20 protein-coding genes are annotated in these 20,698 nt (G+C 65.9%); 9 read left to right on the top strand and 11 right to left on the bottom strand.

From position 1 onward, the window contains the following. Positions 1 to 120: 120 nt before the first annotated feature. The 4 genes from leuC (at position 121) to AC0WRY_RS19620 (ending at position 4,559) form a co-directional block, all read left to right on the top strand. On the top strand, positions 121 to 1,545 hold the full coding sequence (leuC, locus tag AC0WRY_RS19635) for a 3-isopropylmalate dehydratase large subunit (protein ID WP_194402443.1): 1,425 nt from the start codon (positions 121 to 123) through the stop codon (positions 1,543 to 1,545). After that, the gene (gene leuD / locus AC0WRY_RS19630; RefSeq protein ID WP_491120537.1) at positions 1,542 to 2,150 is read left to right on the top strand and encodes a 3-isopropylmalate dehydratase small subunit; all 609 of its coding nucleotides are present in this window, start codon (positions 1,542 to 1,544) and stop codon (positions 2,148 to 2,150) included. The genes leuC and leuD overlap by 4 nt, the downstream gene beginning before the upstream one ends. 64 nt (positions 2,151 to 2,214) lie before the next feature. Beyond that, positions 2,215 to 3,537 carry a 2-hydroxycarboxylate transporter family protein gene (locus tag AC0WRY_RS19625; protein WP_491120535.1) on the top strand — a complete coding sequence of 441 codons (1,323 nt, stop codon included), beginning with the start codon at positions 2,215 to 2,217 and terminating at the stop codon, positions 3,535 to 3,537. Between the two features lie 56 nt (positions 3,538 to 3,593). Continuing rightward, the gene (locus AC0WRY_RS19620; RefSeq protein WP_194402440.1) at positions 3,594 to 4,559 is read left to right on the top strand and encodes a tripartite tricarboxylate transporter substrate-binding protein; all 966 of its coding nucleotides are present in this window, start codon (positions 3,594 to 3,596) and stop codon (positions 4,557 to 4,559) included. Between the two features lie 94 nt (positions 4,560 to 4,653). Here the strand turns inward: AC0WRY_RS19620 and AC0WRY_RS19615 are convergent, their stop codons facing one another. The 4 genes from AC0WRY_RS19615 to AC0WRY_RS19600 form a co-directional block, all read right to left on the bottom strand. After that, on the bottom strand, positions 4,654 to 6,519 hold the full coding sequence (locus AC0WRY_RS19615) for an ABC-F family ATP-binding cassette domain-containing protein (RefSeq protein WP_194402439.1): 1,866 nt from the start codon (positions 6,517 to 6,519) through the stop codon (positions 4,654 to 4,656). A gap of 61 nt (positions 6,520 to 6,580) precedes the next feature. Beyond that, positions 6,581 to 6,754 carry a hypothetical protein gene (locus tag AC0WRY_RS19610; RefSeq protein ID WP_194402438.1) on the bottom strand — a complete coding sequence of 58 codons (174 nt, stop codon included), beginning with the start codon at positions 6,752 to 6,754 and terminating at the stop codon, positions 6,581 to 6,583. 227 nt (positions 6,755 to 6,981) lie between these two features. After that, entirely contained in the window at positions 6,982 to 7,236 is a 255-nt protein-coding gene (locus AC0WRY_RS19605; protein ID WP_135165369.1) for a sulfur globule protein precursor, read from the bottom strand. Positions 7,237 to 7,377: 141 nt separating this feature from the next. Further along, positions 7,378 to 7,548: a hypothetical protein gene (locus AC0WRY_RS19600; protein WP_194402437.1), complete on the bottom strand. Its 171-nt coding sequence runs from the start codon at positions 7,546 to 7,548 to the stop codon at positions 7,378 to 7,380. Here AC0WRY_RS19600 and ndk point away from each other — a divergent pair. Together ndk and AC0WRY_RS19590 are read left to right on the top strand one after the other, a co-directional pair. Further along, positions 7,541 to 7,963 (top strand): nucleoside-diphosphate kinase, encoded by a 423-nt coding sequence (gene ndk, locus AC0WRY_RS19595; protein ID WP_194402436.1) that lies wholly within the window; start codon positions 7,541 to 7,543, stop codon positions 7,961 to 7,963. The genes AC0WRY_RS19600 and ndk overlap by 8 nt on opposite strands. Positions 7,964 to 8,007: 44 nt before the next feature. Next, positions 8,008 to 8,868 (top strand): TerC family protein, encoded by an 861-nt coding sequence (locus AC0WRY_RS19590; RefSeq protein WP_194402435.1) that lies wholly within the window; start codon positions 8,008 to 8,010, stop codon positions 8,866 to 8,868. A gap of 6 nt (positions 8,869 to 8,874) precedes the next feature. Here AC0WRY_RS19590 and AC0WRY_RS19585 read toward each other — a convergent pair whose 3' ends face one another. The 5 genes from AC0WRY_RS19585 to AC0WRY_RS19565 all read right to left on the bottom strand — a co-directional run bounded on the left by AC0WRY_RS19585 (position 8,875) and on the right by AC0WRY_RS19565 (position 14,400). Then, entirely contained in the window at positions 8,875 to 9,186 is a 312-nt protein-coding gene (locus AC0WRY_RS19585; protein WP_194402434.1) for a DUF3240 family protein, read from the bottom strand. Further along, on the bottom strand, positions 9,183 to 12,257 hold the full coding sequence (locus AC0WRY_RS19580; protein ID WP_194402433.1) for an efflux RND transporter permease subunit: 3,075 nt from the start codon (positions 12,255 to 12,257) through the stop codon (positions 9,183 to 9,185). The genes AC0WRY_RS19585 and AC0WRY_RS19580 overlap by 4 nt, the downstream gene beginning before the upstream one ends. Beyond that, positions 12,258 to 13,292, bottom strand: a complete 1,035-nt coding sequence (locus AC0WRY_RS19575) for an efflux RND transporter periplasmic adaptor subunit (RefSeq protein ID WP_246776270.1) — start codon at positions 13,290 to 13,292, stop codon at positions 12,258 to 12,260. 257 nt (positions 13,293 to 13,549) lie between these two features. After that, on the bottom strand, positions 13,550 to 14,110 hold the full coding sequence (locus tag AC0WRY_RS19570; protein WP_194402431.1) for a cytochrome b/b6 domain-containing protein: 561 nt from the start codon (positions 14,108 to 14,110) through the stop codon (positions 13,550 to 13,552). 11 nt (positions 14,111 to 14,121) lie between these two features. Then, entirely contained in the window at positions 14,122 to 14,400 is a 279-nt protein-coding gene (locus AC0WRY_RS19565; protein ID WP_194402430.1) for a PepSY domain-containing protein, read from the bottom strand. 199 nt (positions 14,401 to 14,599) lie between these two features. On the opposite strand from AC0WRY_RS19565, the gene AC0WRY_RS19560 reads away from it, so the two are divergent. From AC0WRY_RS19560 to AC0WRY_RS19550, 3 genes are read left to right on the top strand one after another with little or no spacing between them, the layout of a single operon-like run. After that, positions 14,600 to 14,860: a PepSY domain-containing protein gene (locus AC0WRY_RS19560; protein WP_491123490.1), complete on the top strand. Its 261-nt coding sequence runs from the start codon at positions 14,600 to 14,602 to the stop codon at positions 14,858 to 14,860. Continuing rightward, the gene (locus tag AC0WRY_RS19555) at positions 14,860 to 15,525 is read left to right on the top strand and encodes a response regulator transcription factor (protein ID WP_194402429.1); all 666 of its coding nucleotides are present in this window, start codon (positions 14,860 to 14,862) and stop codon (positions 15,523 to 15,525) included. Before AC0WRY_RS19560 ends, AC0WRY_RS19555 begins: the two co-directional genes overlap by 1 nt. Continuing rightward, positions 15,522 to 16,907, top strand: a complete 1,386-nt coding sequence (locus AC0WRY_RS19550; protein WP_194402428.1) for a sensor histidine kinase — start codon at positions 15,522 to 15,524, stop codon at positions 16,905 to 16,907. The genes AC0WRY_RS19555 and AC0WRY_RS19550 overlap by 4 nt, the downstream gene beginning before the upstream one ends. A gap of 28 nt (positions 16,908 to 16,935) precedes the next feature. Here the strand turns inward: AC0WRY_RS19550 and ppx are convergent, their stop codons facing one another. Both ppx and AC0WRY_RS19540 read right to left on the bottom strand, forming a co-directional pair. Next, a complete protein-coding gene (ppx, locus tag AC0WRY_RS19545) occupies positions 16,936 to 18,438 on the bottom strand; it encodes an exopolyphosphatase (protein WP_194408326.1) in 1,503 nt (500 codons plus the stop codon). Positions 18,439 to 18,453: 15 nt separating this feature from the next. Next, positions 18,454 to 20,646 carry an RNA degradosome polyphosphate kinase gene (locus tag AC0WRY_RS19540; protein WP_194408325.1) on the bottom strand — a complete coding sequence of 731 codons (2,193 nt, stop codon included), beginning with the start codon at positions 20,644 to 20,646 and terminating at the stop codon, positions 18,454 to 18,456. Between the last annotated feature and the right edge of the window lie 52 nt (positions 20,647 to 20,698).

The raw sequence follows: 20,698 nt of genomic DNA, 5'->3' as shown, positions 1-20,698 counted from the left end.
CCTCCCGACATCCCTGCATTGCTTATGCATGATCTGCATAACGATATCAGAACACGACATTGGATTTCCAGTGTGGCGGACGGCACGGTCGGGACAAGAGTTTTTCCGGAGGACAGCGCGATGGCAGCGCGCACGCTGTACGACAAACTGGTCGACGCCCATGTCGTCCGCAATCTCGATGAGTCCGGGCTCGTGCTGCTTTACGTCGACCGTACCGTGCTCAACGAATACACCAGTCCGCAAGCCTTCGCGGGCTTGCGCGCGGCCGGACGCAAGGTCTGGAATCCCGGGGCGGCGTTGATGGTGGTCGACCACGTCAACCCGACGGCCGCCCGGCGCACCCGCGCGATGCCGGACGGCGCGGCGGCGCGGCAGGTCGACTATTTTGCCGATAACGCCAGGGATTTCGGCATCGAATATTTCGACATCCTCGATCCCCGGCAGGGCATCGAGCATGTCGTGGCGCCGGAGCAGGGGCTGGTCATGCCCGGCATGGTGATCGCGGCGGGCGATAGTCACAGCACGGCCTATGGCGCGTTCGGTGCGCTCGGCTACGGCATCGGCACGTCCGACATCGAGCACTATCTCGCGACCTCCACAGTGCGCTACCGCCGGCTCAAGACGATGCGCATCGATCTGACCGGGAGGCTCTCGCTCGGCGTCACACCGAAGGACGTCGTCATGGAGGTGATCCGGCGGATCGGTGCCGACGGTGCGACCGGATATGCCGTGGAGTTCGGCGGTCCCGTCGTCTCCGACATGAGTGTCGAGGGCCGGATCGTGATGTCGATCATGATCGTCGAGGCGGGCGCGCGCGGTGTCGTGATCGCGCCGGACCAGAAGGTGCTGGATTATCTGAAGGGCCGTCCGCGTTCGCCAAAAGGCGAGATGTGGGAGCGCGCCGCCCGGAGCTGGCTTGCATTGGCTTCGGATCCCGGCGCCCGGTTCGACCGCGAGATCGCGCTCGACGTGTCCGAGGTCGCGCCGTTGGTGACCTGGGGCACCAGCCCCGACCAGGCGATCGCCGTCACGGAGAGCATCCCCGACCCGGCAGGTCAGGCGGCGCCCGACCGCAAGGCGGCCGCGCTGCGCGCGCTGAGCTATATGGGCCTTGCGCCCGGACTGCCCATTCAATCCGTTCCGATCGACTTCGCCTTCATCGGCTCCTGCACCAATTCGCGGATCGAGGATCTGCGCGATGCCGCCGCAATCTTTCGCGGCCGCCGCGTCGCGGACGGCGTGCGGGCCATCGTGGTGCCGGGCTCGACCCAGGTCAGGGCGCAGGCCGAGGCCGAAGGCCTCGCCAGGGTGTTCACGGATGCCGGCGTCGAATGGCGGCAGTCGGGCTGCTCGATGTGCCTTGCGATGAACGACGACGTGCTGAAGCCGGGCGAGCGCTGCGCGTCATCGACCAACCGCAACTTCGAAGGCCGGCAGGGCCCGGGCGCGCGCACGCATCTGATGAGCCCGGCGATGGTGGCGGCCGCTGCCGTCACCGGACGCATCACCGATGTGCGTTCGCTTCTGGAAGGATCAAGCCAATGACGCCGTTCCATCAGGTCACGGGCGTCGCGGCGCCGATGCTGGCGCCGAACGTCGATACCGACGTGATCATGCCGAAAATGTTCCTCAAGGGCGTAGACCGCAGTGGCCTCGGCGAGGGGACTTTCAACCTGCTGCGGTTCGGCGACGGCAGGCCCAATCCGGACTTCGTCCTGAACCAGGACGGCTATCGCGACGCCAGCTTCCTCGTTGTGGGCCCGAATTTCGGCTGCGGCTCGAGCCGCGAGCACGCCGTCTGGGGACTTCAGCAACTCGGCATCCGCGCGCTGATCGGCACCACCTTCGCAGGAATCTTCAACGACAATTGCGCCAACAACGGCCTGCTGACGATCTCGCTTGATCCCGCTGTCGTGTCCGAGCTTGCCACCGTCGTGGCCGACGATGCGCGCAATGACCTCACCGTCGATCTCGCCGCGCAGACGATCCGCTTCGATCGCGGCCACCGCGCCATCGCATTCGATATCGAGCCGGACAGGAAGGAGGCCTTCCTGACCGGCCGCGATTTCATCGCCTCCACGCTCGTCTTCGCCGACGACATCCGCGCCTTCGAGACGCGGCATCGCGTGGAGAATCCTTGGATTGCCTGAGACTGCACGCGCCGGGCGCGGCTCGACCCCGCGCCACGAAGAACGATAAACAGCGGAGGGACCCTTGGTAGACACGACTTATCGCGCGGCTGAAGCGCCGGAGACCGCTTCTGCGACGAAGCTTGCAGGCCTCAAGATCGGCCCCTTGCCGCTCGGCATCTACCTCGCGGCCGCGCTCGTCTGTGCCGCCGCCGTCTATTCCGGCAAGCTGCCGAACGACGTGATCGGCGGCCTTCTGGTCCTGATGCTGCTCGGCTTCCTCCTGGGCAAGCTCGGACAGACGATTCCCATTCTGAACAAGATCGGCGGCACGGCGATCCTCTGCCTGTTCGTGCCCTCGGCCCTGGTGAGCTACGGCCTGATGCCGGAGGTTGCGCTGAAGGCGATCGCGACGACGTTCCGCACCGCCAATTTTCAATATTTCTTCATCGCCTGCCTCGTCGCGGGCTCGATCCTCGGCATGCCCTACCGGGTCCTGGTCCAGGGCTTCATCCGCATGTTCGTTCCGCTGCTTGTCGGCACGATCGCGGCCGTCTCCGCGGGCATCGCGGTCGGACTTCTGTTCGGCCACAGCCCGAAGGACACGTTCTTCTTCGTCATCATTCCCATTGTCGGCGGCGGCCTTGCCGAGGGCGTGCTGCCGCTGTCGATTGCCTATTCGGAAATGCTGCACCGGCCGCAGGCCGAGCTGGTGGCGCAGATGGTGCCGGCGGCGCTGCTCGGCAACGTCGTCGCCATCGTCAGCGCCGGCCTGCTGGCACGGCTCGGCGAGACGCGCCGCGAGCTCAACGGCAACGGCATGCTGGTCAAGACCGGAGACGGCGACATTCTCGGAGAGTCGCGGCCTGACCGGCCGATCGATCTCGGGCTGCTCGGCGCCGGCATGGTGCTGTCATGCGGCCTGTTCGTGCTGGGCATTGTCCTGGCGCCGTTCACCGGCATCCCGGGCCCCATCATGATGATCATCGCCGCAGTGGCGTTGAAGCTGACGAGGTTACTCCCGGCCGAGATGGAGCTCGGCGCCTATCAGATCAACAAGTTCATGTCGACCAACCTGACGTTTGCGATCCTGGTGGCGATGGGGACCTTGCTGGTCTCATGGCAGCAACTCGTCGCCTCGTTCAATCCGGGCTACATCATGATCTGCACGACCACGGTGCTGGCGATGATCGCGTCGGGCTTCTTCGTCGGCAAGTGGCTGAACATGTATCCGGTCGAGGCGGCGATCGTGACCGCGTGCCATTCCGGCCTCGGCGGAACCGGCGACGTCGCCATCCTCGGCGCGGCGGATCGCATGGGCCTGATGGCCTTCGCACAGATTGCGACCCGTGTCGGCGGCGCAATCATGATCGTGATCGCAACCCTCCTGATGAAGTCGCTTTCCTGATGGCCGTGCGGCCAGGAATCCGCTTTGATGGCGCCAATAACAATCTGGAGGAAATTATGCGGTTCATTGCCCTCGTGTCGGCTCTGCTCTTGCCGCTTGGCGCGGCCTTCGCCCAGGACTATCCGACGAGGCCCATCACCATGCTGGTGCCGTTCGCCGCCGGCGGGCCGACCGACACCATCGCTCGCCTGACGGCCGCGGGCATGGCGAAGTCGCTGGGCCAGCAGGTCATCGTCGAGAACGCGACCGGCGCCGGCGGCATCATCGGCTCGACCCGCGCCGCGCGCGCCCAGCCCGACGGCTATACGCTGCTGATGCATCACGTCGGCATTTCGACTGCGGCGACGCTCTATCGCAACCTCACCTACGACACCAAGACGGCCTTTGCGCCGATCGGGCTCGTGACCAACGCGCCCATGACCATCATCGCGCGTCCGGATTTCCCGGCCGACACGCTCAAGGACCTGGTCGCCTACGCCCAGCAGCAGGGCGACAAGCTGACCTATGCCAATGCTGGGCTCGGTGCGGCGTCGCATCTGTGCGGCATGCTGTTCATGACGGCGATCCAGAAGCAGCTCACCACGGTGCCGTACAAGGGCAACGGCCCGATCATGAACGATCTCCTCGGTAGGCAGATCGATCTTACCTGCGACCAGGCGACGAACACCACCGGGCCGATCTCGGCCAAGCAGGTCAAAGCCTATGCGGTGACGACCAAGGAGCGGTTGAAGAGCTTGCCCGATCTGCCGACAGCGGACGAGGCGGGCCTCAAGGGCTTTGAACTCGGCGTGTGGCACGGCCTCTATGCGCCGAAGGGCACGCCGCCGGCGATCATTCAGAAGCTGACGGCGGCGCTCCAGGCCGCACTCCAGGATCCCACGATGATCGCCCGGCTCAACGACATCAACACCGAGCCTGCCCCGAAAGACAAGGCGACGCCGGAGGCGCTCGGCGCGGTGCTGGTGAGTGAAATCGACCGCTGGGCGCCGATCATCAAGGCCGCCGGACAGTACGCCGACTGATGTGACCAGCTCCTAAGAGCTCGCTATTCAACAGCTTGTGCGCGGGTAGTTTATTACCCGTACTGTGCATGGGGTTGTTTTCGAGAATTTGAATCTACCCCGCCGCCTCGTCGAACTGCGTGCTCGCCTCCAGCCACTGCTCCTCCGCCCGTGCCAGCGCATCGGCCGCGTTGGCGCGTGCCTTTGACAACTGGGCAGCCTGCTTGGGGTCGCGCGTGAAGATGTCGGGCAGGGCCAGCGCCGTGTCGATCTTGGTGATGATCTCGCTGACGCGGGCGATCTCGGCTTCGGCTTCCGCGATGCGCTTTTTCAGCGAGCCGCGATTGTCCGACCTTGCGCGCTGCGGCTTCTCGGCTGACGCGCTGCGCTCGCGCGGGGCGGGCTCGCCGTTGCGCGTCGACAGCACCAGGCGGCGATATTCGTCGAGGTCGCCGTCGTAATTGGTCACGGTGCGATCGGCGACGATCCAGAGCCGATCGGCGCAGGCCTCGATCAGATAGCGGTCGTGCGAGACCATGATCACCGCGCCGGGAAATTCGTTGATGGCTTCGGCAAGCGCGCCACGGCTGTCGATGTCGAGATGGTTGGTCGGCTCGTCAAGGATGATCATGTTGGGGCCGAAGAAGGTCGCAAGGCCCAGCAGCAGCCGAGCCTTCTCGCCGCCCGACAATTTGCCGGCCTTGGTGTCGGCGGCCTTGCCGGAGAAGCCGATCGCGCCGGCGCGGGCGCGCACCTTGGCCTCCGGCGCCTCGCTTCCCATCAGCTTGCGGACGTGGTCGTAGGTCGAGGCGTCCTCGTTCAGCTCATCGAGCTGGTGCTGCGCGAAGTAGGCGATCGAGAGCTTGTCCGCGCGAGTCACCTTGCCGGAGAACGGCGCAAGGCGTCCGGCGAGCAGCTTGACCAGCGTCGACTTGCCGTTGCCGTTGGCGCCCAGCAGCGCGATGCGATCGTCATTGTCGATGCGCAAGGTGACGCGATTGAGCACGGGCGCCGCGGGATCGTAGCCGACCGAGGCGTTGTCGACCGCGATGATCGGCGGCGACAGGATTTTTTCGGGCGCGGGAAAGCTGATCTCGCGCACGTCCTCGGTGACCAGTGCCGTGATCGGCTTCAGCCGCTCCAGCATCTTCACGCGAGACTGTGCTTGTCGGGCTTTCGAGGCCTTGGCCTTGAAGCGGTCGACAAAGGCCTGCAGGCGCGCCCGTTCAGCCTCCTGGCGCTTGACGGCCTTGGCATCGAGCAGCTCGCGCGCGGCGCGCTGCTCCTCGAAGGAGGAATAGCTGCCCTTGTAGAGCGTGAGCTTGCCGCGCTCCAGGTGCAGGATCTGGTCGACCGAGCTTTCCAGGAGGTCGCGGTCGTGGCTGATCACGATCACGGTGCGCGGATAATGCGCGAGGTGATCCTCCAGCCACAGCGTTCCCTCGAGATCGAGATAGTTGGTGGGCTCGTCGAGCAGCAACAGGTCGGGCGCCGCGAACAGCGTGGCGGCGAGCGCGACGCGCATGCGCCAGCCGCCGGAGAATTCGGCGCAGGGGCGGAGCTGGTCGGCGGCGGAGAAGCCGAGGCCCGAGAGGATCGCGGCGGCACGGCTCGGCGCCGAATGCGCGTCGATGTCGACGAGGCGGGTCTGGATCTCGGCGATCCGGTGCGGATCCGTCGCGCTCTCGGCTTCCGTGAGGAGCGCGTCGCGTTCCAGATCGGCCTTGAGCACGACCGAGATCAGGCTTTCGGGTCCGTTGGGGGCCTCCTGGGCGAGGCTGCCGATGCTCCAGCGCGGCGGCAAAGTCACCGAGCCGTGCTCGGCCGCGAGCTCGCCGCGGATCACCTTGAACAGCGTCGACTTGCCCGTGCCGTTGCGTCCGACCAGACCGACGCGGGATCCCGGCGTGATCTGCACGGAACTCTGGTCAATCAGAAGACGTCCGGCGAGGCGGATGGAGAGGTCGGTAATGGACAGCATGCGGCCTTGTCACCGCAGCCGGCATCAAACGCAACCCGTTTCTGCAACTGCCGCCCGCAGCCTAATGGGGGTCGCGTTCGCGCCGTTCCAGCTCGTTGAGGAGCTGCTCGAGATGTGTAGGGAGCCGGGTTTCGGGGCGGAGGCTCTGCTGGAGCCGTTCGCCCACGGCATCGCAAATCGAGCGGGTGGTGCGCCGGTCGATTTGTTCGCTGTCATTGGCAAGAAGGCCAGCCATCACGCAGGTTCCGTGTTCTCAAAGTATCGACACGGTACCAAGTCATTGGCCCCCAAAATGGTTTCGCGATTCCCAGGGGATAGCTGCCATTCTCGTCAAAATTGTAGGAATCCCGCCGTATCCGCCCAAAATGCGAAGCCCCGGCGGGGGGATCGCCGGGGCTCCTCTTGGAAGGTACCTGTGGGGGGCGCAGATACCTGTCGGTCTTCAGAAAGGTGCTGTCGGGCTCAGTAGCAGCGGTTGATCAGCCGCCAGCGGGGTCCCCAGGGGGTCGGGACCAGCCGGCGCACATAGCAGCCGCCATAGCCGTAGGAGACGGGGGCATAGAACCGCGGGCCGCCCCAGCGGTAGCCGCCGTGCCAGCCGCCACCGCCATGCCAGCCCGGTCCGCCGCCATGCCAGTGAGCGGAGGCCGAGGTCGGCGCCAGCGCGGCACCGAGCGCAACCGCAGCGACAGCGGCAAGCGAAAGTTTCCTCAACATGGTGATCTCCTCAGAACTGCCGGCGCGGGGGCAATCCGCGTCGATGGAAAGGCCGCCGAAACGGTCCGCCTGATGATCAGGCTTCGGTTTCGATGGGCCAACCCTACGCCGGCGAGGCTGAACCGAATCCTGACAGAGCCTTCAGATTGGGTTCATCTGGGTGAAATTGTCGTAATCCAGGTCGGTCACGGTCCTGCGGCGAAGCGCCTGTGACGTCATACCGGCGGTCGCTTGCCGGATGGCAAAGGCGCCGATATAAGCCCCGCAACCCGCCAACCACCGGTTTTCTTCCAAGGACAAGATTATGGCCATCGAACGCACTTTCTCGATCATCAAGCCCGACGCGACCGCGCGTAACCTGACCGGCGCCGTCAACGCCGTGATCGAAAAGGCGGGCCTGCGCATCGTTGCGCAGAAGCGCATCCGCATGACCAAGGAGCAGGCCGAGACCTTCTATGCCGTCCACAAGGCACGGCCGTTCTTCGGCGAGCTCGTCGAGTTCATGACCTCGGGTCCGGTCGTCGTCCAGGTGCTGGAAGGCGAGAATGCCGTCGCCAGGTATCGCGACGCGATGGGCGCGACCGATCCGTCCAAGGCCGCGGAGGGCACCATCCGCAAGCTCTACGCGAAGTCGATCGGCGAGAATTCCGCCCACGGCTCGGATGCCCCGGAGACCGCCGCGATCGAGATTGCGCAGTTCTTCTCGGGCAACGAGATCGTCGGCTGATCGATCAGCCGCCAAGTTAAGTCGACGGGGCGAAAGGACGTATTGTGAACTGGCTCTGGCAGATCTTCGATCCCGCAACGATCGGGGCATTCTTCACCCAGTTTCGCAACGAGATGGCCGAGCCAACCTTCTGGATTGCGGTCGGCAAGATCATCTGGATCAACATCCTTTTGTCCGGCGACAACGCGCTGGTGATAGCGCTCGCGTGCCGCGGCCTCTCGCCGCGACACCGGCTGTGGGGCATGATCTTCGGTGCCGGCGCGGCGGTGATGCTGCGGATCATCTTCACCGGCATCGTCGCAACGCTGATGGAGCTGCCGTATCTCAAGCTGATCGGCGGCCTCGCCCTGATCGTGATCGCGGCCAAGCTGCTTGTGCCGGAACATGAGGACGAAGACGACGTCGATGCCGCCTCGCATCTGTGGCAGGCCGTGCAGATCGTCGTGGTCGCCGACATCGTCATGTCGCTCGACAACGTCATTGCGGTGGCCGCCGCCGCCAATGGCAGCGTGCCGCTCCTGATCCTCGGCCTTGCCATCAGCGTGCCGCTGATCGTCGCCGGCGCGGCGCTGATCATGGCGCTGCTAGAAAAGCTGCCGGTGCTGGTCTGGGCCGGTGCGGCGCTGCTCGGCTGGATCGCGGGCGAGGTGATCGCGACCGATCCCGGCGTCGCGCCGAAGCTGCACACGCTGTTCGACGGTCCGTTCGGCGCCTCGCTCGACAGCATGCTCGGCGCCTTGCGCATCCCGCCGCAGTTCGGCCATGGCGGGTCCGGCGGCGAATATTTCTGCGCCGCACTCGGCGTCGTCGTCGTGCTGGTGGTCGGCACCATCTGGCGCCGGCGCAAGCTGACTGCCGCCGCCCTGGAATCGTCCGAGCGGCACGCGCGGGCGTCGGCCGAATAGGCCGGATCACTGGATCGTGCCGCGTTCCGTCACGGGCGTGGTCCAGTAGACCAGCTTGGTTCCAGCGAACGAAACCCGCACGCGGTCGAGCAGGCGGCTGGCATCTTTCCCCGGCAGCACCACTTGCACGATTGTCTGATCGGCGTGGCCCTTCACGCGTTCGGCGGCCGTATGCAAACGGACCTCCGTGCCGTGACCCGAGCCTTGTGACGCGGTGAATCCCGAAACCAGGTCGCTCTGTTCAGTGAGAAAGTCGAACATCTCGTCGCGGAGCTGGTGAGGCACGATCAGCGTGAGACAGACGGGCTGGTCGATCATTTCGCCACCTTCGACGTCCCGCCATAGCGGCGATACAGGATCGGCAGGAGAATCAGGGTGAGCAGGGTGGAGGACAGCAATCCTCCGATCACGACCACGGCGAGCGGCCGCTGCACTTCGGATCCAGGACCGGAAGCGAACAGCAGCGGGATCAGGCCCAGCGCCGTGATGCTCGCGGTCATCAGCACCGGCCGCAGCCTGCGCAGGGCGCCTTCGACGACGATGCGATCCTCGGGAAGGCCGTGGGCGCGGAGCTGGTTGAAGTAGGAGACCAGGACGACGCCGTTGAGCACGGCGATGCCGAGCAGCGCGATGAATCCGACGGAGGCCGGCACCGACAGATACTCACCCGTCACCACCAGCGCAAAGACGCCGCCGATCAGCGCAAAGGGAATGTTGACCAGCACCAGCAAGGCCTGGCGGATGGCACCGAACGTTGTGAACAGCAGCACGAAGATCAGCCCGACCGCGACGGGCACCACGACGGACAGGCGCGCGGCGGCGCGCTGCTGGTTCTCGAACTGTCCGCCCCAGGTCAACCGGTAGCCGTTCGGAAGCGGGAGGTCGGTCGCCACCTTCTGACGGGCCGCTTCGACGAAGCCGACCATGTCACGGCCGCGGATGTTGGCGCGCACCACGCTCATGCGGGCGCCGTCCTCGCGGTCGATCTTCACCGGGCCGTCGACGCGCTGGATGCGGGCGACCTGTGACAGCGCGACATGCTGTCCGGACGCTAGCGTCAGCGGCAGGCTCGCCAGCAGGGTCGGCGCTTCCCTTGTCGTCTCGCTACCTCGGACCAGGATCGGCGTGCGGCGTCCTTCCTCGAGCGCGGTGCCGATCGTCCGGCCCTCGATCTGGGTCCGCAGCGAGTTGACGATGGAATCCACGGTCAGGCCGAGGCGGCCGGCCTCCATGCGATTGACCGCGACCGTGTAATATTGAGCGCCTTCGTTCAGCGTGGTGTAGACGTCCTCGGCACCGTCGATGCTGGAGAGGATCGCCGAAAGCTTTGCCGCGGTTTCGTTCAGCTTCGCGATGTCGGGGCCGAAGATCTTGACCGCGACGTCGCCGCGCACGCCGCTGATCATCTCCTGCACGCGCATGTCGATGGGCTGGGTGAAGCTCAGCGAGATGCCGGGAAATCCCGCCAGGACCTCGCGAAGCTTCTGCAGCAGGGCCTCGCGATTGTCGGTCGCGCGCTCGCTGGCCGGCTTGAGCACCAGGAACGTGTCGGTCTGGTTGGGGCCCATGGGATCGAGGCCGAGCTCGTCCGATCCGGTCCGGGCGACGATGCCGGCGATATCGGGCACGGCCAGCAGCGCGGTCTGCAGCCTTGCATTCATCGCAAGCGACTCGTCGAGATTGACCGAGGGAAGCGTCTCCACGCTGACGATGACGTCACCTTCGTCCATCGTCGGCATGAACGTCTTGCCGAGCTTGGTGTAGGCGAAGCCCGCCGCGACCAGGGCGATCAGCGCTGCCGCTATCACCTTGCGTTCGTTGCGCAGGGCCCAGTCCAATGCCGGCGCGTAGACCCGTTGGGCCGCCCGCACCAGCAGGGGATCGTGATGCGAGGCGGACTTGAGCACGAAAGACGTCGCAACCGGGATCCATGTGAGCGCCAGCAGCAGCGAGGCGGCCAGCGCGAAAATGATGGCCAGCGCGACCGGGATGAACAGCTTGCCTTCCAACCCCTGCAGCGTCAGCAGGGGAACGAACACGATGATGATGATCAGCACGCCGGAGGCGACCGGCTCGAGCACTTCGCACACCGAACGGTAGATCAAATGGATCAGCGGCGCAGACTTGTCCGGCTCCTGCTTGCCGAGATTGCCGACGATGTTCTCGACGACGACGACCAACGCGTCGATCAGCATGCCGATCGCGATCGCAAGGCCGCCGAGGCTCATCAAATTGGCCGACATTCCCACCAGACGCATGACGATCAACGCCATCACGATGGCGAGCGGCAGGCTGAGCGCGATCACCAGCGAAGCGCGCCAGTTGCCGAGGAAGAGCAGCAGAAGAACGATGACGAGGATTGTGGCCTCGCCGAGGGCCCGCACCACGGTGCCGACGGCGCGGTTGACCAGGCGGCTGCGTTCATAGAACACGTTGATCGACACGCTCTTCGGCAATGAGGGCTGCAGCTCGGCGAGCCGGGCGCGCACGTCGCGGATGAGCTGGCCCGCATTGGCCCCGCGCAGGCCGAGGACCAGGCCCTCGACAGTTTCCCCGCGGCCGTCCGCCGTGACGGCGCCATAGCGCGTCAGTGTCCCGACTTTGACGGTCGCGACGTCGTTGACCAGGATCGGCACGCCGTCGCGGGTGTCGACGACGATGGCCTTGATGTCGTCGATCGAACGGATGCTGCCTTCGATCCGAACCAGCGCGCTGTCCTCACCCTGGTTCACCCGCCCGGCACCATCGTTGCGGCTGTTGGCTTCGATGGCCCGGCGAAACAGGTCGTAGGGAATACCGCGCGCGGCCAGCGCGTCGTTGCGCGGCACGATCTCGAAGGCTCGGACATAGCCGCCGAGCGCGTTGACGTCCGCAACGCCCGGCACCGTCCGCAGTGCGGGGCGGATCACCCAATCGAGCAGGGTCCGGCGCTCGGCGAGCGAAAGCTCGGCACTGTCGATCGTGAACATGAACATCTCGCCGAGGGGGCTGGTGATCGGCGCAAGACCGCCGCTCACCCCGTCGGGGAAATCGCGCGCGACGTTCGACAGGCGCTCCGAGACCTGGTTGCGCGCCCAGTAGATGTCGGTGCCGTCCTCGAAATCGACGGTGATGTCGGCCAGCGCATATTTCGTGGTCGAGCGAAGCACCTTCTTGTTCGGCAATCCCAGCAGCTCGAGCTCGACGGGGACGGTGATGCGCTGCTCGACCTCTTCGGGAGTGAGACCCGGCGCCTTCATGATGATCTTCACCTGAACCGGCGAGACATCAGGAAAGGCGTCGATCGGCAGGCCGGGCAGGAGGACAGCGCCGGCGCCGATCACCAGCAACACGCTCAGCATGACGAACAGCCGCTGCGACAACGCGAACGCAACCAGGCGCCGGAGCATCTACTGCCCCAGGCCCGAGAGAATGCCGCGAAGCGCCGAGATGCCGCCGATCGCGATCGCGTCCCGGTCCGTGATGGGGCCCGACACCACGACGTGGTCCTGGTCTTCCGCAAGCAGCTTCACCGGGACCAGGCGGAAGCCGCCGTCGATGGCGACGAAGACCGAGGTCTGCTCTCCCCGCCGGACCAGCCCGCTATACGGAATCTCGAAGGCGCTTTCGCCGGCGGAGAGAAAGCCGATGCGGGCGGCGGTGGTCTGGCCGGGATGCAGCTCGCCGTCGTTGGGGACTTCGGCGCGCACCAGAATGGTCTGGGTGGCAGCGTCGATGGTCTCGGACACCAGCACGACTTTGCCGGGGACGGAATAGCCCTCGATCTCGACTTTCGCTTCGGTGCGGATCGCTCGAATATTGGCGGCAGGAACCGCGATCTCCGCCCATAGCGGCGAGAGCCGCGCCAGCTTGACGAGCGGCGCGGATTGTTCGAGCCGCTGCCCTGGCGACACCGCGACCTCGACCACGGATGCGGTCTGCGGCGCGTTGACCGTGAGCGTGCCGCTGATCGCCGCTTCCTGGGACAAGTGAGAGATGGCTTCGTCGGACATCCCGCTCAGGCGCAGCATCTGGCGCCGCTCGGCGACGACGAGAGCGGCCTGGCGCGCTTCGGCCTGGCTGGCCTCCAGCACGCGTTGCGGCACGGCCTTGCCCTCGAACAGATCGACGTTGCGCTTGAGCTGCTGGCTGGCGAGGTGCTCCTGCGCGATCGCATGCAAATAGTCGCGTTGCTGGGAGACGAAGCTCGGACTCTCCAGCGTGACCAGCGGCTGGCCGGCCGTGGCGCGGTCACCGCGCCCGACCAGAAGGTTGGCGACCATGCCGGCCACTGGCGCACTGACGACCCACAATTGCTGGGTGGGGATCACGATCTGGACGGGGTAGGGCAGCGTCAGGTCGGTGCGGCTCGCGACCGGATGGGTCACGCGGACACCGAGATTGCGCGCCTGCGCATCGCTCAGCTTCAGTTCGTCCTGCGCCATCGAAACGGAAGGTGACAGGCAGAGTGCAACGGCTAAGAAGGTACGAACCAACGCGCTCCCGATGGAGGGGCGAAGAAGATTTCTGCGAAGGATTCGCATGAGGGACGTCCCAAACCCACGAGCGGGCGAAGCCCGGCCTGCTTGAAAGTTTCGACTACTCCACCGGCATCTCGGCGGGTTGATTTGCCTCAAGCGGACCAGCCGTTGCGGCAAGCTGCCGGCTCTTCGCGGGGCGCCAGCCGAGTGACCAACCCTGCTCACGACGGACGCTTCCTCCCGGTGATCATCGCTCTCACCAGGTTTTCGCGGTGCTCGAAGCTCGCGACCAGGACGCCAAGCACGTGGACGACGACAAGGCCGATCGTGAGGTTGGCGAACGCCTCATGCACCTCCTCGACCCATTTTGCTCCCCAGAAGCTGGCGGTTGTCATGATGTAACCGGTGATGCAGGTGCCGATCAGCATGAGGATCAGCGTCACGACCATCGCACCGCCCGCGGGGTTGTGGCCGAGATAACGTCGCGCCCTGAGGAGCGCCACATCGCGTAGGTAGGCGAGCACTGCGCGCGGCGAGCGCACGAAATCGCTGAAGCGCGCATGGCGCGGCCCGACAAGGCCCCACAGAATTCGCAGCATCAGCAATCCGGCAATCGTATAGCCGGCTGCGATGTGAACGGTTTCGATCTCGTCCCCGGTCGCGTAAGCGAGCAGAAACAGCCCGGCCAGCGACCAATGGAACACGCGCACGAAGGGGTCCCAGACCTTGATCGTCGCCGGCGGCGTTGCGCCGGCGACGATCGTGTCGTGAATGGTGCTCATGATGCAGCCCCTTACAGCTGACCGACGATCTTGCCGCTGGTCGGATCGACGAACAATTCGACTCGGCTGCCGGACTTGTCGATCGTGTAGAGTTCGCCACAGGCGTTCTTGAGCTTGGCCTTCTGGACCTTGTATCCTTGGGCTTCGATCTTGGCCTGCAATTGCTCGAGCGGAAGCCAATCTGTCGGCGGCGCCGCGGTGCAGGGGCGCCCGAGACTCCCGGCATGAGCGGTTGCGGCGGCTGCGAGCAAGGCGGCGGCGGTGACAGTGGAGACGGTGATCTTTCGCATGGTTCTCTCCGGCTTGTGGCGCCCGGCCGCGTCATGCGGCGAGGCGATGAGCGGAACTTGGCAGAACAGCCCTGACCGGCGCCTGTTGATCCACGTCAGCTATCTGTCAGCTTGATTGGGGCATTCTCTGCCAATGCGATCCTCTGGTTTTGTGGAATTCCTCGCGGTGCCATTGCTGGCAGGCGTTCTGCTCGCGCCGATGCCTGCGGCCGCAGGCGATCAGGATAAAGGCGCGCCCGATGCGGTTCGCCGCGCAGTCGAGGCGGGCGAGATCAGGTCCCTGGCCGACATTCTCGCATCGCTTCGCGGCAAGCTGCCGGGCGAAATTGCGGGGGTCGAGATCGAGCGCGAGCGCGGTCGCTGGATTTACGAGTTTCGCCTCGTCGACGACAAGGGCCGGCTCTACGAAGCGCACGTGGACGCGCGCAGCGGCGAGATCGAACGCATCAAGGAGAAGTGATGCGCCTGCTGCTCGTGGAGGATGACCGACGGATCGCGGCCGATGTGGAGAGGGCGCTGCGCGCGGCCGGTTATGTCGTCGAGACCGTCCGCAGCGGCGAGGAAGCCTGGTTCCGCGGCGACACCGAAGATTACGGCGCGATCGTGCTCGATCTCGGCTTGCCCGGCATGGACGGTCTGGCGGTCCTCAAGCGCTGGCGCGCGAACGGGCGGTCTATGCCGGTGCTGATCCTGACGGCGCGCGGCAGCTGGGCCGAGCGCGTCGACGGCATCGACGCTGGCGCGGACGATTATCTGCCAAAGCCGTTCCGAATGGAGGAATTGCTGGCGCGGCTGCGTTCGATCGTGCGTCGCTCGGCCGGGCATGCTTCCCCACGGATTATCGCGGGCGACGTCGAGCTCGACGAACGTCAGATGAAGGTGACGCTGCGCGGCGTACCCGTCGCGTTGTCGCCGTTGGAATACCGCCTGATTGCGTTTCTCCTGCACCATCGTGGCCGAGTGGTGTCGCAGCAGGAGCTCGATGAAAACGTCTATGGCCACGGCGAGGATCACGAGTCGAACGCGCTCGAGGTGCTGGTCGGCCGCGTGCGCAAGAAGCTGGGTTCCGATCTGATCGAGACCCGGCGCGGCTTCGGCTATCTGGTGCCGGAGACGACGCCGTGAGCTGGGGCTCGCTGCGGCTCCGACTGATCGTCGGCGGACTGCTGGCGATCCTGATCGCGCTGACGATTGCCGGCGCCGGGCTGACCCTGCTGTTCGAACGCCATGTCGCGCGCACCATCGGCGACGACCTCGACGTCTATCTGAAGCAGCTGGTCGCGGGCATCGATGCCGATGCACAGGGCAAGCTGGTGGTCGGCCGACCGCCGGCCGACCCGCGTTTTGCCGACCCGCTTTCGGGCTTGTACTGGCAGGTCTCGGACGACGCCGGTCAGGTGCTGCGTTCACGTTCGCTGTGGGACACGGCGTTGGACCTCCCGCGGGACGAGCCGTCGCCTCGCGAATTGCACCGCCACATCATCCCCGGGCCTGCAAACGCACGCCTCTTGGTCAGTGAACGCCGCGTGCTGCTCACCCTGGGCGACCGCCGCGCGCCGGTGCGCGTCGCGGTGGCGGCCGATCTCGCCCGCGTATCGGCTGCCGCCTCGCATTTCGCCAGGGATCTGGCGCTGGCGCTTGGCGTGCTGGGTCTGGTGCTGGTGGCTGCCACCTCGATCCAGGTCGGACTGGGCCTGCGTCCGCTGGACGCGCTTCGTCGCGGCGTCGCCGACGTCCGCTCCGGGCAATGCAAGCATCTCCCCGTCGATGTCCCTGCCGAGGTCAGGCCGCTGGTGGAAGAGGTCAACAGCCTGATTGACGCCCAGGAACGCGAAATCGAGCGGTCGCGCAGCCGCGCCGCCGACTTGGCGCACGGGTTGAAGACGCCGCTTGCCGCACTCGCGACCGATGTCGCGCTGTTGCGCCAGCGCGGAGAGCTGGAGGTCGCGCAGGCGATCGAAGCCGTCGGCGAGACAATGAGCCGTCACGTCGACCGCGAGCTGGCGCGTGCGCGGGCGAGGGGGACGGCACGACTGCGCGGCGGGATTTCCACGTCGCTCAGACCGCTCGTCCAGTCCCTGATTCTGACGCTGGCGCGTACGCCTGCAGCGCAGCGGCTCGACTTCGAGATCCGCATGACGGGCGAGCCGAGTGTGCCACTCGATCGCGCAGATCTGGCGGAAGTGCTGGGCAATCTCATGGAAAACGCCGCCCGCTACGCCAGGAGCCGGGTGCGCATTGCTGCGGATGCGGCAAAACCGGCGATCTCGGTCGAAGACGACGGTCCGGGTATCGCGCCTGCCGAACGTGCACGCGTGCTCCAACGCGGAGTAAGGCTGGACGAGCGTGGCGAAGGGGCTGGCCTCGGCCTTTCCATCGTGCAAGACGTGCTCAGCGCCTATGGGTGGCAGCTTGTTCTTGCCGAGTCCGAGCTTGGCGGACTGAAAGCCATGGTCGCGCCCGAGGAGGGCCGCGATCGGATGACTGCTGCTGGTCCGGCAACCTAGCCGTTCGCTCGCCGCGCTGTTCGGTTGGTCAGCGCCGCACGATCGAGCCGGCGCGATTGATCAAGCGGGCGAGCTGGCGGAAACGGCTGCCGACGCGGTCGGCGACGAGGTCGCCGAGGCGGTGCTCGAACACGAGCATCAGTTTACGTCCCTGGCTCCGGAAGTGCGTGGCCGGCAGCACGCCGGGGCGCGCCGCCGAGATCAGATGCGCGACGCGGAACGCAGCGCCCAAGAGGCGCGCGCGTTCGAGCTGCGCCGGCGTCAGCAATTCCTGCATCGTGACCGGCGGCTGGTTTTCCTCGCTCAGACCCGCATAGCGATAGAACACCGACAGGCCGACGAAGGCGCGCTCGGTGTGGGTGATCGCGCCGAAATTGCCGTTGACGACCAGGCTCAGCGTCTGCTCGCCGCGGTGATCGGGATGCACGCGCCAGCCGATGTCGGACAAGAGGCACGCGGTGTGGCGCAGCCGGCGGTCCTCCTCGGTCTCGCGCAGCTTGACCACGCGCGCGAGGCGATCGGTCCAGGCGATCAGCTCGTGGGCGTGCTTGGCCGAGCGTGACAGCAACCGGTTCAGCTCTTCCGCGGCGCAGATCAGGCCGTCCTTGTTGCGTTCCCCCTCGGGCAGCTTCTCGTGCAGCAAGCCCTCGCGCACGCCGAAGGTTGAGAACACGATGGTCTTCGGCTTCGCCACGCGGATGATGTGCTCGAGCACCAGCGCCGCATAGGTGAGGAGCGGGCGGCGCGCGTCCGCGACGCTCTCGATGTCGGCGAGCATGTCCGCGGCCGCCAGGCGCCGCAGCCTGCGGGAGAAGTCGAGCGCTTCAGCCGCGGACAGCGAATAGCCGTGCATCACCTGGAGCGGATAGCCGCTCTGGATGATGTGGATGCGGGCGAGGGCGCGCCAGGTGCCGCCGACCGCGTAGAAGGTGCGGCCGCGGCCCGCCGTGAGTTGCGGCACCTCGTCGAGCTCCTCGCGCACGATGCGATCGGCGCGCTTGAGCGATTTGTGCGCGAGGTCCTGCAGCGCGAGCCCGCCGAGCGGCAGCGTCACGCCGCTGCGCACGCTGTTCTTGCGCACGTCGATCAGTTCGAGCGAGCCGCCGCCGAGGTCGCCGACGATGCCGTCCGGATGATGGATGCCGGAGATCACGCCGAGCGCCGACAGCCGCGCCTCGCGCGGGCCTGACAGGATCTCGATCTTCACGGCGCAGATGCGCTCGGCCTTCGCGATGAAATCGGGACCGTTGGAGGCGTCGCGGCAGGCCGCGGTCGCGATCGCGAAGACGCGGCCGACCTGCATCACACGGCACAAGGCGCGAAAACGCTTGAGCGAGGTCAGCGCCTTGTCGACGGCGTCAGGGGCGAGCAGGCCGGTGCTCTGCACCTCGCGCCCGAGACCGCACAACGTCTTTTCGTTGAAGATCGGGATAAGGCTCCGCGTCAGTCCCTCGTAGACGACGAGACGGACCGAATTGGAACCGATATCGATGACCGCGACGCTCGAGCCGCGCTTGCGCGGCCGCTTCACGTCGGACATCCCCGATCAGGATTGATGACGTTCGTTCCGGCGCGTGAGACGACGCGGCGAGGATTCCTTGAGCGACTTTCCACGGCCAGACAGACTCGGATTTGTCATGAAGTAGTTGTGGACGTTGAAAGGCTCCTCGCCCTTCGCGGTCTTCATACGCGTTGAAGACCCATCCGGCAACAATTGCCAGCTCTGCTCATTGTCCTTGAGATTGGCGACCATGATCTGTTCGAGAACCTGCTGATGCACCGTCGGATTTTGCAGCGGACACAGCACTTCGACGCGGCGGTCGAGGTTGCGCGGCATCATGTCGGCGGACGAGATATACACAGCCGCTTTGGCACTCGGCAGACCCTGGCCCATGCCGAAACAGTAGATTCGGCCGTGTTCCAGGAAGCGTCCGATGATCGACTTGACGCGGATGTTCTCGGACAGGCCGGGAATGCCGGGGCGCAGGCAGCAGATACCGCGCACCACGAGCTCGACCTGCACGCCGGCCTGAGAGGCTTCGTAGAGCGCGTCGATGATGTCGGGATCGACCAGCGCATTCATCTTCATCCAGACCGCACCGTGGCGGCCGTGCCGCGCATGCGCGGTCTCGCCCTGGATGTGCTCGATGATGCGCTTGCGCAGGGTGAGCGGCGACACCGCCATCTTTTCCAGATCGCTCGGCGCGGCATAGCCGGTGATGAAATTGAACACGCGCGCGGCATCGCGGCCGATGGTCGGATCGGAGGTGAAGTAGGAGAGGTCGGTGTAGATGCGCGCGGTGACGGGGTGATAGTTGCCGGTGCCGGTATGGACATAGGTGGTGAGGCTGCCGCCCTCGCGGCGCACCACCATCGAGAGCTTGGCGTGCGTCTTCAGCTCGAGGAAGCCGTAGACGACCTGCACGCCGGCGCGTTCGAGGTCGCGCGCCCAGCGGATGTTGGCTTCCTCGTCGAAGCGCGCCTTCAGCTCGATCAGCGCGGTGACCGATTTTCCGGCCTCGGCGGCTTCGGCGAGCGTGCGCACGATCGGCGAGTTGTTGGAGGTGCGGTAGAGCGTCTGCTTGATCGCGACGACGTCGGGGTCGCGCGCGGCCTGCTGCAGGAACTGCACCACGACGTCGAAGGATTCGTAGGGGTGATGGACGACGAGGTCCTTCTGACGGATCGCGGCAAAGATGTCGCCGCCGTGCTCGCGGACGCGCTCGGGGTGGCGGGGTACGTAAGGTGTGAATTCGAGGTCGGGGCGGTCGAGGCGGGTGAGCTGGGAGAGCTCGTTCATCGCCTGCACGCCGTCGACCAGGAAGACCTCGTCGTCGGCGGCCGAGAGCGCGTGCTGGACGAAGCTGCGCAGCTGCTCCGGCATCTTGGCGTCGATCTCGAGCCGGATCACCGACCCGCGGCGGCGGCGCTTCAGCGCGGTCTCGAACAGGCGGACGAGGTCTTCGGCCTCTTCCTCGATTTCGAGCTCGGAGTCGCGGATGATCCGGAAGGCGCCCTGGCCGTGCAGATTGTAGCCGGGGAACAGGCGGTTGATGAACAGGGCGGTGGCCTGCTCCAGCGAGATCAGCCGAACGGTCTTGCCCTCGGACGGCAGGCGGATGAAGCGGTCGATCTTGCCGGGCATGCGGATCAGCGCGTTCATCTGCCTGCCGTCGGCGGCGCGCGTGAGCTGGAGCGCGATGGTGAAGCCGAGGCTCGGGATGAACGGGAAGGGGTGCGCCGGGTCGATCGCCAGCGGCGTCAGCAGCGGGAACACGTTGTTGAGGAAGTAATCCTCGATCCAGGTCCGTTCCGCCTTGGTGACGTCCTTGCCGTCCACCAGCACGATGCCGACATCGGCCAGCGTGCCGCGCAGGTCGCGCCAGATCGCCTGCTGGTCGGAGGCGAGTTCGGAGACGGTGCGGTTGATCAGGGCGAGCTGCTCGGATGGCGTCAGCCCGTCGGGGCTGCGTTCGGCGATGCCCTCGCGGATCTGCGCCTTGATGCCGGCGACCCGGACCATGAAGAACTCGTCGAGATTATTCGCGGAAATCGACAGGAATCGTACCCGCTCGAGCATGGGGTGGCTGGGATTGACCGATTCCTCCAGGACGCGGCGGTTGAAATGCAGCCAGGAGAGCTCGCGATTGATGAACCGTTCGGGGCTCGACGCGATTGCCGGCGGGCCTTCGGCTTCCGGGGCTTTTTCTTTAGTTTCAATAGCTTGCGCAGAGTCCATCAGAAGCCGGTCCATCCTGTCTCGCCTCACTTTGCGATCTATGCGCAAAACC

The organism is Bradyrhizobium sp. T-12 (assembly GCF_058314695.1).
The sequence above is the reverse complement of the archived record's forward strand: the minus strand, read 5'-3'. Positions and strand labels throughout refer to the sequence as shown.

Bases quoted from the DNA above. Each gene is read 5' to 3' on its own strand.
- leuC (WP_194402443.1), top strand. From the start codon at position 121: ATGGCAGCGCGCACGCTGTACGACAAACTGGTCGACGCCCATGTCGTC.
- leuD (WP_491120537.1), top strand. From the start codon at position 1,542: ATGACGCCGTTCCATCAGGTCACGGGCGTCGCGGCGCCGATGCTGGCG.
- AC0WRY_RS19620 (WP_194402440.1), top strand. From the start codon at position 3,594: ATGCGGTTCATTGCCCTCGTGTCGGCTCTGCTCTTGCCGCTTGGCGCG.
- AC0WRY_RS19615 (WP_194402439.1), bottom strand. From the start codon at position 6,519: ATGCTGTCCATTACCGACCTCTCCATCCGCCTCGCCGGACGTCTTCTG.
- AC0WRY_RS19610 (WP_194402438.1), bottom strand. From the start codon at position 6,754: ATGGCTGGCCTTCTTGCCAATGACAGCGAACAAATCGACCGGCGCACC.
- AC0WRY_RS19605 (WP_135165369.1), bottom strand. From the start codon at position 7,236: ATGTTGAGGAAACTTTCGCTTGCCGCTGTCGCTGCGGTTGCGCTCGGT.
- ndk (WP_194402436.1), top strand. From the start codon at position 7,541: ATGGCCATCGAACGCACTTTCTCGATCATCAAGCCCGACGCGACCGCG.
- AC0WRY_RS19600 (WP_194402437.1), bottom strand. From the start codon at position 7,548: ATGGCCATAATCTTGTCCTTGGAAGAAAACCGGTGGTTGGCGGGTTGC.
- AC0WRY_RS19585 (WP_194402434.1), bottom strand. From the start codon at position 9,186: ATGATCGACCAGCCCGTCTGTCTCACGCTGATCGTGCCTCACCAGCTC.
- AC0WRY_RS19580 (WP_194402433.1), bottom strand. From the start codon at position 12,257: ATGCTCCGGCGCCTGGTTGCGTTCGCGTTGTCGCAGCGGCTGTTCGTC.
- AC0WRY_RS19575 (WP_246776270.1), bottom strand. From the start codon at position 13,292: ATGGCGCAGGACGAACTGAAGCTGAGCGATGCGCAGGCGCGCAATCTC.
- AC0WRY_RS19570 (WP_194402431.1), bottom strand. From the start codon at position 14,110: ATGAGCACCATTCACGACACGATCGTCGCCGGCGCAACGCCGCCGGCG.
- AC0WRY_RS19565 (WP_194402430.1), bottom strand. From the start codon at position 14,400: ATGCGAAAGATCACCGTCTCCACTGTCACCGCCGCCGCCTTGCTCGCA.
- AC0WRY_RS19560 (WP_491123490.1), top strand. From the start codon at position 14,600: ATGCCTGCGGCCGCAGGCGATCAGGATAAAGGCGCGCCCGATGCGGTT.
- AC0WRY_RS19555 (WP_194402429.1), top strand. From the start codon at position 14,860: ATGCGCCTGCTGCTCGTGGAGGATGACCGACGGATCGCGGCCGATGTG.
- AC0WRY_RS19540 (WP_194408325.1), bottom strand. From the start codon at position 20,646: ATGGACTCTGCGCAAGCTATTGAAACTAAAGAAAAAGCCCCGGAAGCC.